This is a genomic window from Microbacterium sp. SD291 (genome assembly GCF_017355365.1).
Lineage (GTDB): Bacteria > Actinomycetota > Actinomycetes > Actinomycetales > Microbacteriaceae > Microbacterium.
The window spans coordinates 72719-84562 of record NZ_JADIJR010000009.1 but is presented as its reverse complement, the minus strand read 5'-3'; the positions used below and the strand labels follow the sequence as shown (position 1 = coordinate 84562).

12 protein-coding genes are annotated in these 11844 nt (G+C 69.1%); 8 read left to right on the top strand and 4 right to left on the bottom strand.

All coding sequences use genetic code 11. From position 1 onward, the window contains the following. Positions 1-2: 2 nt before the first annotated feature. On the top strand, positions 3-698 hold the full coding sequence (gene nucS / locus IPV10_RS07265; protein WP_207482184.1) for an endonuclease NucS: 696 nt from the start codon (positions 3-5) through the stop codon (positions 696-698). 67 nt (positions 699-765) lie between these two features. Beyond that, on the top strand, positions 766-1431 hold the full coding sequence (locus IPV10_RS07260; protein WP_207482182.1) for an HAD hydrolase-like protein: 666 nt from the start codon (positions 766-768) through the stop codon (positions 1429-1431). A 114-nt stretch (positions 1432-1545) separates the two neighbouring features. Here the strand turns inward: IPV10_RS07260 and IPV10_RS07255 are convergent, their stop codons facing one another. Continuing rightward, the gene (locus IPV10_RS07255) at positions 1546-1752 is read right to left on the bottom strand and encodes a cold-shock protein (protein WP_207482180.1); all 207 of its coding nucleotides are present in this window, start codon (positions 1750-1752) and stop codon (positions 1546-1548) included. 340 nt (positions 1753-2092) lie between these two features. Here IPV10_RS07255 and IPV10_RS07250 point away from each other — a divergent pair, with 340 nt between their 5' ends. After that, positions 2093-2911: a shikimate 5-dehydrogenase gene (locus tag IPV10_RS07250; RefSeq protein ID WP_207482178.1), complete on the top strand. Its 819-nt coding sequence runs from the start codon at positions 2093-2095 to the stop codon at positions 2909-2911. Between the two features lie 9 nt (positions 2912-2920). On the opposite strand, the gene IPV10_RS17150 is transcribed toward IPV10_RS07250, so the two are convergent. Beyond that, positions 2921-3301 carry a heavy metal-responsive transcriptional regulator gene (locus tag IPV10_RS17150; protein WP_207482168.1) on the bottom strand — a complete coding sequence of 127 codons (381 nt, stop codon included), beginning with the start codon at positions 3299-3301 and terminating at the stop codon, positions 2921-2923. After that, entirely contained in the window at positions 3298-3741 is a 444-nt protein-coding gene (locus IPV10_RS07240) for a hypothetical protein (RefSeq protein ID WP_207482166.1), read from the bottom strand. Before IPV10_RS07240 ends, IPV10_RS17150 begins: the two co-directional genes overlap by 4 nt. 104 nt (positions 3742-3845) lie before the next feature. On the opposite strand from IPV10_RS07240, the gene IPV10_RS07235 reads away from it, so the two are divergent. Together IPV10_RS07235 and IPV10_RS07230 are read left to right on the top strand one after the other, a co-directional pair. Continuing rightward, complete coding sequence (locus IPV10_RS07235; RefSeq protein WP_207482164.1) at positions 3846-5684, top strand: substrate-binding and VWA domain-containing protein; 1839 nt, start codon at positions 3846-3848, stop codon at positions 5682-5684. Positions 5685-5691: 7 nt separating this feature from the next. Continuing rightward, positions 5692-6687, top strand: a complete 996-nt coding sequence (locus IPV10_RS07230; protein WP_207482162.1) for a hypothetical protein — start codon at positions 5692-5694, stop codon at positions 6685-6687. Positions 6688-6691: 4 nt separating this feature from the next. Here the strand turns inward: IPV10_RS07230 and IPV10_RS07225 are convergent, their stop codons facing one another. After that, positions 6692-7660, bottom strand: a complete 969-nt coding sequence (locus IPV10_RS07225) for a LacI family DNA-binding transcriptional regulator (protein WP_307861081.1) — start codon at positions 7658-7660, stop codon at positions 6692-6694. Positions 7661-7800: 140 nt separating this feature from the next. Here IPV10_RS07225 and IPV10_RS07220 point away from each other — a divergent pair, with 140 nt between their 5' ends. From IPV10_RS07220 to IPV10_RS07210, 3 genes are read left to right on the top strand one after another with little or no spacing between them, the layout of a single operon-like run. Next, positions 7801-9333 (top strand): mannitol dehydrogenase family protein, encoded by a 1533-nt coding sequence (locus IPV10_RS07220; RefSeq protein ID WP_207482154.1) that lies wholly within the window; start codon positions 7801-7803, stop codon positions 9331-9333. Next, positions 9330-10334: an L-idonate 5-dehydrogenase gene (locus IPV10_RS07215; protein WP_207482152.1), complete on the top strand. Its 1005-nt coding sequence runs from the start codon at positions 9330-9332 to the stop codon at positions 10332-10334. Before IPV10_RS07220 ends, IPV10_RS07215 begins: the two co-directional genes overlap by 4 nt. Positions 10335-10394: 60 nt before the next feature. Next, positions 10395-11786 carry an MFS transporter gene (locus IPV10_RS07210; RefSeq protein ID WP_307861080.1) on the top strand — a complete coding sequence of 464 codons (1392 nt, stop codon included), beginning with the start codon at positions 10395-10397 and terminating at the stop codon, positions 11784-11786. Positions 11787-11844: the final 58 nt, after the last annotated feature.

Genomic DNA, 11844 nt, shown 5'->3' with positions numbered 1-11844 from the left:
GGGTGCGTCTCGTCATCGCCCGCTGCTCCGTCGATTACACCGGGCGGCTCAATGCCCACCTCCCTCTCGCCACGCGTCTGCTGGTGCACAAGGGAGACGGGAGTCTGCTCGTGCACTCCGACGGCGGCAGCTACAAGCCGCTGAACTGGATGAGCCCGCCCTGCTCGCTCTCACCCGAGGAGCCGGGCGAGGAGGAGTCGCTCGCCGGCGTCGTCGAGGTCTGGCGCGTCACGCACAAGAAGACCGGCGACGCGCTCCGCGTGCAGATCTACGAGATCATCCACGACTCGAACCACGACCTGGGCCTCGACCCCGGGCTGCAGAAGGACGGCGTCGAGGCCGACCTGCAGCGTCTCCTCGCCGAGCAGGTGGATCTCATCTCCGACGGCGCCACCCTGGTGCGGCGCGAGTATCCGACGGCGATCGGCCCGGTCGACCTGCTCGTGCGGGATGCCGCGGGCGTCGCCATCGCCGTCGAGGTGAAGCGCCGCGGCGACATCGACGGCGTGGAGCAGCTCACGCGCTACCTCGAGCTGCTCGGCCGCGACCCGCACCTCTCCCCCGTGCAGGGCGTGTTCGCCGCGCAGGAGATCAAGCCGCAGGCGCGCGTGCTCGCCGAGGACCGCGGCATCCGCTGCCTGGTGCTCGACTACGACGACATGAAGGGCATCGAGTCGGGCATCCCCCGGCTGTTCTGATCGTCCTGCGCCGACGCCCGCGACTTCGCGCCGGGGCCCGGCATCCGCTGCCCATAGGCTGGGAGGCATGGCTCACTCCCCCTTCTCCTGCGTGCTGTGGGACCTCGACGGCACGATCGCCGACGCGTCGATCGGCATCCTCCGTCGCCTGAACGTCGCACTCACCCACTTCGGGAAGCCGGCGCCCACCCGCGAGGACCTGATCCACTGGATCGGCCCGCCGATGTTCCAGTCGTTCCAGGAGCAGGCCGGGATGACCGCAGACGAGAGCGCCGAGGCGGTCGCGTTCTATCGCACCCTCGGCAAGGCCGACGGGTACACGACCGACGTCGTGACCTACCCCGGTGTGGCCGACATGATCCGCGACATGCACGCGGCCGGCGTCCCGCAGGCGACGGCGAGCTCGAAGCCCGAGAACCAGGTCGACGCCATCATCGACCACTTCGAGCTGCGACCGTACTTCCTCACCACGGTCGGCGCCACCCCGGATGAGGCGACGCTCGCGTCGAAGTCCGACATCGTCGTGGAGGCGCTGCGGCGCCTGCGCGACCGGGGCGCCGACACCTCGCGGCCGGTGCTGATCGGCGACCGGCACCACGACGTGACCGGTGGCAACGCGAACGACGTGCCGGTGGTCTTCGTCGAGTGGGGCTTCAGCGAGCCGCACGAGGGCGACGATGCCGCGTTCCGGGTGTCGACCGCCGACGAGCTGCGCGCTCTGCTGCTGGGCTGAGCCCGGCGATCACCTCGGCAAGAAGCTCAGCTCAGCCCCGCGAGAAGCACAGAACTCCCCGCCGGATGCCGCGCAGAAGCGCGGACCGGTCGGGGAGTTCGGTGTCTGTCCGCGTCAGAGCGGACGGATGTTCTCGGCCTGCAGGCCCTTGGGGCCCTGCGCGACATCGAACTCGACTCGCTGGTTCTCTTCGAGAGACCGGTAGCCGGATGATGCGATGGCGGAGTAGTGCGCGAAGACGTCAGCGCCGCCGTCGTCGGGGGAGATGAAGCCGAAGCCCTTCTCCGAGTTGAACCACTTGACCGTGCCCTGGGTGCTCATGTACTGCCTGTTCTGCTGGAAAAGAAGCCGACGCAGGATGCACCGACATCGCTAACGCTAGTGGAGCAGGGGCTGAGCGGAATAGGTGTCTCCAGCCCGTAACAGAAATGTTGCACGAGCTGTGACCGTCGGACGCACCGCGCGTGGTGAAGCCGCCCGGAAAATGGTGTGGCCCTCACCGCGGGGGGAGCGATGAGGGCCGAAGACGACCGGAGGGTGCGTCACGTACAGCATACCCCCTCCGCAATGCTTTTGTCCCCCATATGGGGGACAATTTTCCGAGACGGCCATCTCGCCCGGTCAGAGGCCGAAATCCACGGACAGGTCGTAGCCTGACGGGGTGACAATGCTGAACAAGGACATGACGCTGTGCATCTCGCTCTCGGCCAGACCGAGCAACAACGGCACGCGCTTCCACAACTTCCTGTACGAGGCTCTCGGGCTCAACTGGATCTACAAGGCCTTCGCGCCGGCCGACCTCGCCCAGGCGATCGCGGGAGTCCGCGGACTCGGCATCCGCGGATGCGCGATCTCGATGCCCTACAAGGAGGACGTCATCGCGCTCGTCGACAGGATGGACCCGTCGGCGACCGCGATCGACTCGGTGAACACGATCGTGAACGACGACGGCGTGCTCACCGCCTACAACACCGACTACTCCGCGATCGCCCAGCTCATCGAGCGCGGCGGGCTCGATGCCGCGTCGTCTGTGCTGCTGCGCGGGTCGGGCGGGATGGCCAAGGCCACGGCGGCGGCGTTCCGCGACGCCGGATTCACCGACGTCACCGTCATCGCCCGCAATGAGCAGAACGGGCAGGCCCTCGCCGCCCTGTACGGCTTCGGGTGGACAGCGGATGCCGCCGGCGAGACCGCCGACATCGTCGTGAACGTCACCCCGATCGGCATGGCGGGCGGTGCCGACGAGCACGCGCTTTCCTTCACCGAGGAGCAGATCGCCGCGGCATCCGTCGTCTTCGACGTCGTCGCCCTGCCCACCGAGACCCCGCTGATCCGTGCCGGGCGCGCTGCGGGCAAGACCGTCATCACCGGCGCTGAGGTCGCGACGCTGCAGGCGCTCGAGCAGTTCGTGCTGTACACCGGCATCCGCCCCTCGGCCGAGCAGGTCCGCGCCGCCGAGGATTTCATGCGGGCGCAGTGAGGCGACTCGTCAGGTGATGGCCTCGATCACCGGGCAGCGCGGGTGCGCCGGCCCGGTCGCGACGAGCAGCCGCAGCGCCTCCCGCACCCGCTGAAGGTCGACGATCTTCTGGTCGAGCTCGCTGATCTTCTCCGCCACCTGAGCGCCCACGTCCTCGAGCGTGATGAGCTCAGGGCGGTCGGAGAGCCGCAGGACGTCACCGACCTCACGCAGCGTGAAGCCGAGTCGCTGCGCCCGGCGGATGAACCGCACCCGCTGCACCGCCTCCGGTGTGTAGGAGCGATACCCCGCGCGGGAGCGCTCGTCCGGTTCGACGAGCCCCTGCCTCTCATAGAACCGCACGGTGCTGACGGCGACGCCTGCGGCGAGCGCGAGCCGTCCGATCGTCACGCGCTCCGGCGCAGCCGCAGCAGCCCGGTGAGCTGGAGTGCCAGCCACAGTACCTCCCCGATCAGGAACACGACGACGGTCGTGCTCTGGCCATTCAACAGCGCCCACGTCATCCAGAGCGCGAATGCGGCCCTGCCGGCGGTGTCGATCGCGATGAATCGAGGTTCCGGTCGCATCAGGCGGGCGACGGCCCACATCGTCACGGCCGTGCCGAACATGCTGACGAACATGAGGGCGGTCGGGCCGAGTTCGGGCAGACGAGCACCCGGGAGGTCGAGCGCGTCGTGCAACCAGCGGGTGGCATCCAGCAGCAGTGCCGCGGTGAACGGGGTCGCGAATCCGATCGTCACGACCAGGTCGTAGAGGGCTCCCGCGCGGCCCCAGCGCGGTCGCTCATAGTCGGTGGATGCCGGGCGTCGAAGCGTGATCTGGTCGGTCATCCCGCCATCCTCAGCCCTGCACCATGGTGCAGGGTCAAGCCCCCGAGCGGAGAAGCATCGCGGATGCGTGATCGGGAGCGCGATACCTGGGTAGCCTTAGGCCCATGAGCGCGCCTCGTAACGCACGACGGTCCATCGCCCGCCGCATCCCGGCAGCCATCGCCATGGCGGCCGTCGTCGCCCTGGCCCTCGCGGCCTGCACCGGCGGCGACGACCCTTCGACGGGGGAGCAGGGCCAGGGTTTTCCCGACGACGGCTGCACGCACATCGCCATCGCGACGTCGTCGGAGAAGGTGAACATGCTCGACGAGCTCGCGTCGGCATTCAAGGACTCCCCGGAGCATGAGGGGCTCGAGACCTGCGCGACGGTGCGCCCCACGAACGTGTCATCCGGGAACGCGACCCGCTTCCTGACCTCGGGCGAGGACTGGCCGAGCGACGATCGCACGCTGTGGCCGACCCTGTGGTCGCCGGCATCCACCGTCTGGACCGATCGCGTCGCCGCGGCGGCCGACCAGAGCCTGGTGGGAGAGCCGAAGTCGTTCACCCGCACGCCCGTGGTGTTCGGCATGCCCGAGCCGATGGCCGAGGCCCTCGGCTGGCCCGAGAAGCCGATCAGCATCACCGATCTCTCGCGCCTCTGCCAAGACCCGGCGGGCTGGGGCAGCGTAGGCAAGGACATCTGGGGCGCCTTCAAGATCTCGAAGACCAACCCGAACACCTCGACGACCGGTCTGTCGACGATCCTGATGCAGTCCTACGAGGCGTCAGGGAAGGCCGAGGGGCTCACGTCGGGCGACGTGGATGCCGCCGCCGCCTTCTCGCGCGTGTTCGAGGAGTGCGTCATCCACTACGGCGACACCACCGGCAATGTGCTCTCGACCCTCTACGACGAGACGCAGAACGGTGCGAACGGCTCGGCGTACGTCTCGGCCGTCGCCCTCGAGGAGACCTCGCTGCTGAACTACAACCAGGGAAACCCCGACTCGCACACCGTGCAGCCGGGCGAGACCCTCACGCCGCCGAAGACCAAGCTCGTCGCGGTGTATCCCTCCGCGGGCTCGATGTGGTCGGACAACCCGGTCACCGTGCTCGGCGCCGACTGGGTCACCGCCGAGCAGCGCACCGCCGGCGAGGCCTTCGCCGAGTTCCTGCAGTCGAACGCGGCGCAGAAGATCCTGCCCGAGTACGGCTTCCGCCCGCTCGACGAGTCGGTGCCGCTGGGTGACCTCTTCTCCGCGAAGTTCGGCGTCGACCCCGCGCAGCCCGCGGTGACGCTGCCGAAGCCCGAGGTCGACGTGATCTCCACCGCGATCGACCAGTGGACCCAGGTGCGAAAGCCCTCGTCGGTGCTCGAGCTGATCGACATCTCCGGGTCGATGGACGAGCCGATCGGCGACGGTCGCTCGCGACTCGACGGGGCCATCGAAGGGGCCCAGACGACCCTCGACCACTTCCGCCCGACCGACGAGATCGGCGTGTGGGCGTTCACCACGGGCGTCTCCTCCGACGAGGGCGAGAACATCCAGGTGCTGCGCGACGTCACGGCCCTCGCGTCCGACGGCGAGAAGCTGGACTCCTCGCTCGACGACCTCCGCTACGCGCAGCGCAACGGCACCCCGCTCTACGACTCGGTCCTCCTGGCGTACGAGGCCATGCGCGAGCGGGCGGAGCCCGGCCGCATCAACGCGATCGTCGTGCTCTCCGACGGCGAGGACACCGACTCGTCCATCTCACTCGACTCGCTGATCGCGAAGATCGGCAAGAGCTCGAAGGAGGGTGGTGACGAGGCGCCCGTGCGCATCTTCACGATCGCGTACGGCGAGGGCGCAGACCCGACGGCGCTGCAGCGGATCGCGGATGCCACGGGCGGGCAGCTCTTCGACGCGTCGAATGCCGAGCGCATCGATCTCGTCTTCGCCTCCGTGATCAACAACTTCTGAGATGCGCATGACAGACGCCGCCGCGACCAACCCCTGGCTCGATGATGCCATCGCCGGCATACAGGCCGGGGACGTGTACGTGTCGCCCGACGTCGGCGACGCGACGGGCCTGATGGATGCGCTCACCGGCTCGGTGCCGACCGACGGATCCGTGGCCGTGGTGGTGCTGCCGGCGGACGCAGGGCTCAACATGCCGTACAGCACATATATTCTCGATCAGCTCACCGCGGTCGCCGATCAGCAGACCGTGATCCTCGCGATCGGCGACGACCTGATGGCGGACTCGGTCGAGATCGGCGACGACGCCCTCCGCATCGCGAACGAGAACGAGGCGTCGGCGGCGGACACGCAGTCGGCGCTCGTCGAGACGGTGCAGGAGCTCACGGACGCGACACCTTCGGGCTCTGGTGTCGGTTCCGGCGGCGGCGCCGACCTGCTGCTTCCCCTGGTGATCGGCGGCGTCGTGCTCGTCGCCGCCGCGGGCACCGCGATCGGCCTGATCGCGCGCCGCCGTCGCAAGCCGGCGGCGTCGGCCGACCCGGTGCCGGCCGGCATCCGCTTGCGGGTGAACCGCCTGCGCGAGCTGCGCAACGACTACGCGAGCCTGCCCGGCAACGCGGTCGCGACCGAGACTGCGGCGGGCATCGACGCCCTCGCCTCGCACGTCGAGCAGCTGTTCATCCGCCTCGACGCGAAGGCAGGGGAGGATCAGAGCACGCTCGCCGAGGCCGAGTATTCGGACAAGCTCGCCCGTCTCGTCGCCGCGCTCGACCGCGACTATCTGCTCGACCTGCTCACACGCCCCGACCTGTGGGATGCCCCGGATGAGCGCATCGGCGAGGTCCGCGAGGCTCTCGCCGGCCTCACCACGCAGATCGTCGACAACATCAAGCAGGTCAACGCCCGCAAGGGGCTGCTGTTCCAGGTGTCGCTCGACTCCCTGATCGGCCGCAGCGAGCTGCGCGACTGGGAGCGCCAGTTCAAGAAGAACTCGGGGGAGTAGGCGTTCACGCCCGCGGGGGCGCGGTGGAGGCGCGAACGATGAGTTCCGAGCCGAGGATCGGGACCTCCCCGATGACCTCGCCGGACAACGCCTTCACGAGCAGATCGACCGCGAGAGCGCCGCTGCGCTCGATCGGCATCCGCACTGTGGTGAGCGCGGGCGAGACTGCTCCTGCGAGATCGATGTCGTCGATCCCGACGATGCTGATGTCGGCAGGACAGCGGCGCCCGAGCTCGAGCATTCCCGCCTCGAGACCGAGCGCGACGAGGTCGTTGTAGGCCACGACAGCGGTCGCGCCGCTCGCCGCCGCCGTCGCGGCGGCGGCACGGCCTCCCTGAATGGAGGCCGCATGATGGCTGAGACGGCTGAGACGCATGCCGTGTCGCTCGCAGGCTCGGGCGACCGTGTCGGCGCGATGTGCGTCAGCCCACGACCCCCGGGGCCCTGCGGCATAGGCGATGTGCGTGTGCCCGAGCGCCGCGAGATGCTCGATCGCCTGGGCGGGGCCGTGCTCTGCGTCCATCAGAACGCAGAGCGCGCCGTCGATCTGACGATTCACCACCACGTACGGGGTCTCTCCGACGAGATCGAGGACGTCTGCGTCCGGCAGCCGCGGGGAGCACAGCAGCATCCCGTCGAGCTTGCGCGCCTGCTCGATCTGCTCGCGCTCCCGGCGAAGGTCTTCGTCCGCATCGAACAGCACGATGCGATGGCGCCCATGCCACGCCTGGCCCTGGATCGCCTTGAGGAGGGTCGCGTAGACCGGATTGGCGACGTCCGGCACGACGACGCCGAAGGTTCGGGTGGCCGTGGCGACCTGCGGCGCACTGTATCCGAGCTCTCCAGCCGCTTCGAGCACCCGGCCGAGGGTGTTCGGCGCGAGACGGTCCGGCTCGCCGAACGCTCGGGAAGCGGTCGCGATGGACACGCCGGCGCGCCTCGCCACATCCGTCAGCGTCGCTGCCACCTTCACCTCCCCGCCTTCGCTGCAATCCTATGGTCCTCCAACACGATGCAAACCTCTTGACAAGTTTGTACAACTCATTCACACTGGTTGCACGACGATCAACGCCGATCACCCTGGGGTGCGCGGCCCGAGCAAGGAGTCACCGCGTGATCCTCGAAGCACCGGTTCTGCGCCGCACGACATCCGCGACTGCGGCTCCGCTGGTCAGTCCCCCCGGATCCGGCATCCTGCACCTGGGGCTCGGCAGCTTCCACCGTGCGCATCAGGCGGTCTACACGGCGGCGGCGCTGCGGGCTGCAGGCGGCGACTGGGGGATCGTGGGCGTCGCCTCGCGGTCCCGCTCGATCGTCGACGCCATGCACGCCCAGGACTTCCTCTACTCGGTCGCGACCATCGCTCCCGGGACCACGTCCCTGACGATTCCCGGCGTGCACACCGATGCCTTCGTCGGCGGCGAGCAGCCGGAGCGCGTCGTCGCCCAGATCGCCGACCCGGGCATTCGCGTCGTGAGCCTCACCGTCACCGAGAACGGGTACAGCTACTCCCCGGCCACGCAGCACCTCGATCTCGACGACAGCACTGTGCGCGCCGACCTCCGCGGCGGCGCCCCGCGCTCCGCGATCGGTCAGCTCGCTCGCGGACTCCAGGAAAGGGCCGACCGCGGCGGCGCCCCGATCTCGATCCTCAGCTGCGACAATCTCGCCGCGAACGGAGCGCACACCGAGAAGCTCGTCCGCGAGTTCCTTCTCGAGCTGCCCGGATCCGAGGGTGCAGACGCACTCGCGTTCCTCGACCGCGCGGTGTCCTTCCCATCGAGCATGGTCGACCGCATCGTGCCCGCGACGACCCCGGAGCTGCGCGCCCGCGTCAGCTCCCTGCTCGGCGCCAGGGACGACATCCCCGTGCCGGCTGAGCCCTTCACCATGTGGGCGATCGAAGACCGCTTCGCCGGCGGGCGCCCTGCCTGGGAGGCCGGCGGCGCTGTGTTCACGAACGAGGTCGGCCGCTACGAGCAGATGAAGGTGAGGCTGCTGAACGGCACGCACTCACTCATCGCGTACCTCGGCGCGCTGAGCGGTGCCGGCACGATTCCCGAGGCCGTGGGAATCGACGCCATCGAGAGCGCCGCCCGTGCAGTGCTGCGCACTGAGTACGAGCCCTCCATCGTGGTGCCCTCGGGAGTCGACATCCGCGCCTACGAGAGCGAGCTGTTCGAGCGCTGGGGAAACAGCGCCCTCGGGCACCGCACCAGCCAGGTCGGCACCGACGGATCGGTGAAGCTCCGTCAGCGCATCCCGGAACCGGCGCTCCTCGCGCTGCGCCGCGGCGAGATGCCGCACCTGATCGCGCTGACCGTGGCCGGGTACCTGTCGTGCATCGCCCCGCTGCCCGGCTTCGACCCCGGGGTGCACGCCGCTGCGATGACGGACGGCGCCCGCGAGCGTCTCACAGGCTATGCGGCGAGCGCCCGCAACGGCCGCGAGCTGGCAGAGCGCGTGATCGGCGAGCTGCAGCTCTTCGGCGACGGACTCGGATCACAGGATGCGTTCATCGCCCGCGTGGGCGAACTGATCGACACCATCCGGCGCGCAGGCGCCCGTGCCGCCATCGCAGATGCCGTCTCGGCGTCGCAGACCACCACATCATCACTCACCAGCGCAGAGGAGTTGCAGCCATGAAGGCTCTCGCCATCCACGGCAAGGAAGACATCCGCTGGGAGGACCGCGAGGTTCCGGCCCCCGGCGACGGCGAGGTGCGCCTCCGCGTGCACTACGTGGGAATCTGCGGATCCGACCTCCACTACTACTTCCACGGAGCGAACGGCGAGTACACGATCCGTGAGCCCCTGACCCCCGGTCACGAGGTCTCGGGCGTCGTCGACCTCGACCCGTCCGGACGCCTGGCCCCGGGCACGCACGTCACCGTGCACCCCGCACGCTACGGACCCGAGGTCCCCGGTCTCGAAGACCGCCCGCACCTGCGCCCCGGTGGCGACTACCTCGGCAGCGCCGCGGCGCACCCGCACCGTCAGGGCGGAGCATCCGGGCTGCTCATCGTCGAGGACCACATGGTCCGCGTGCTCCCGGCATCCCTGCCGCTCAAGCGTGCCGCCCTCGCCGAGCCGCTGGCCGTCGCGATCCACGCGGTGAACCTCGCCGGCGACCTCGTCGGCAAGCGGGTGCTCGTGATCGGCGCAGGCCCCATCGGCCTGCTCGTCACGGCCGCAGCGGTCAAGGCCGGAGCATCGGTCGTCGGCGCGAGCGATGTGCGCGAAGAGCCCCTCGACCGCGCTCGGGCGCTCGGGGCGACCGCGGTCTCGCTCGTCGGCCGCGACACGATCGAGAACGAGTCGTACGACGTCGTCTTCGAATGCTCCGGCGTCGGGGTCGCGCTCACGCAGGCAGTGCGTGCGACTCGCCGAGCCGGCACCGTCGTGCAGGTCGGGATGCTGCCGAACGCCGACATCGGAGTGAACCTCGCCCCGATGCTCGCCAAGGAGCTGACGATCCGCGGCGCGTTCCGCTTCTCAACCGAGATCGACGACGCGGTCGCCCTGCTGGCCGAGTCAGACGCCCTCGACTCCGTCATCTCCCACGTCCTCCCGGCATCCGACGCCGTCCAGGCCTTCGAGCTCGCTCGCGACTCGTCCGCCTCGGCGAAGGTCCTGCTGTCCCTCTAGCGACACCCCTCCGCGCGCCCAGCGCACCCCACCTGTTCCCGGTCCGAAGGAGTACCTCCCGTGTCAGAACCGCAGACGATCGCCACGATCGCCGACCCCGCCGAGAAGAGGTCGATACGCGACCTCGTTCGCGCCGCCATCTCGGGATGGCTCGGCACCGCCCTGGAGTTCATGGACTACCAGCTCTACTCGCTGGCAGCCGCACTCGTCTTCGCCGACCTGTTCTTCTCCTCCGAGAATCCCGCCGTGGCCGTGGTCGCCGCGATGGCCACCTACGGCGTCGGCTATGTCGCCCGCCCGGTGGGTGCGTTCTTCTTCGCCCGCCTCGGTGACAAGACCGGACGCACGAAGGTCCTGTTCTACACGATCCTCCTGATGGGTCTCGCGACCACCCTCATCGGCTTCCTGCCGACGTACTCGCAGGTGGGCGTCCTCGCTCCGATCCTCCTCGTGCTGCTCCGCATCGCGCAGGGCTTCGGAGCCGGCGCCGAGATCTCAGGGGCTGGCGTCATGCTCGCCGAATACGCACCGGCGAAGCGCCGAGGCATCATCGCCTCGCTCGTCGCCCTCGGAACGAACTGCGGCACGCTGCTCGCCTCGGGCATCTGGGCCATCCTGCTCGTCGCGTACAGCGAAGACGAGGTCATCGCCTGGGCGTGGCGCATCCCGTTCATCGCCAGCGCGGTCATCATGCTCTTCGCGATCTGGGTGCGCTTCAACCTCAAGGAGACCCCGGTCTTCGAGGAGCGCGACGACGTCGTCGACGGCAAGGCACTCTCCCGCGAGGACGCGATCCAGCTCGCGACCGAGACCGGCGACGTCCGCACGCTCGAGGCGATGCGGCGCAAGCCCTGGAAGGCGTTCTCGATCGCGCTCCTGCTGCGCTTCGGCCAGGCCGGCAACTCCGGCATGATTCAGACGTACCTGATCAGCTACATCACCGTCGTGCTGCTGCTGGATCGCTCGATCGGTGTCAATGCCGTGATCGTCTCGTCGCTCGTCGCCTTCATCACGGTGCCGCTGTCCGGCTGGCTCGGCGACCGCTTCGGCCGCAAGCGCATGTACATGGTCTGGGCGGTCATCGCGCTCATCGTCATCGTCCCGACGATGCTCATGATCAGCAGCAAGGACACCATGCAGGTCTTCGTCGGCTATGTCGTGCTGCACAACCTCGCGGTGATGAGCTTCGCCTCGCTCGAGAACCTCACGCTGCCCGAGCTCTTCGGATCGCGCAACCGTTACACGTTCACGGCCATGGCCAGAGAGATCGCCGCCATCGTCGCGACCGGTGCGGGCCCCGTCATCGCCGCCGCGTGGGTGTCGGCCGTCACCGGCTCGTTCATCCCGATCATCATCATGCTCTTCGTCTTCACGCTGTGCGCGCTCGTCGCCTCGATCTGGATGCCGGAGGTCGCCGGTCGCGACCTCACGGATCCGCGCGACGCGATCTGACCTCGCCGCTCATCACGACCCGGGGTGCGGACGCGCCGCGCGTCCGCACCCCGCACCT

What these genes read in the sequence shown, in the direction of transcription:
- IPV10_RS07260 (WP_207482182.1), top strand. Translation starts at nt 766, where the DNA reads ATGGCTCACTCCCCCTTCTCCTGCGTGCTGTGGGACCTCGACGGCACG.
- IPV10_RS07255 (WP_207482180.1), bottom strand. Translation starts at nt 1,752, where the DNA reads ATGAGCACCCAGGGCACGGTCAAGTGGTTCAACTCGGAGAAGGGCTTC.
- IPV10_RS07240 (WP_207482166.1), bottom strand. Translation starts at nt 3,741, where the DNA reads ATGACCGACCAGATCACGCTTCGACGCCCGGCATCCACCGACTATGAG.
- IPV10_RS07235 (WP_207482164.1), top strand. Translation starts at nt 3,846, where the DNA reads ATGAGCGCGCCTCGTAACGCACGACGGTCCATCGCCCGCCGCATCCCG.
- IPV10_RS07230 (WP_207482162.1), top strand. Translation starts at nt 5,692, where the DNA reads ATGACAGACGCCGCCGCGACCAACCCCTGGCTCGATGATGCCATCGCC.
- IPV10_RS07215 (WP_207482152.1), top strand. Translation starts at nt 9,330, where the DNA reads ATGAAGGCTCTCGCCATCCACGGCAAGGAAGACATCCGCTGGGAGGAC.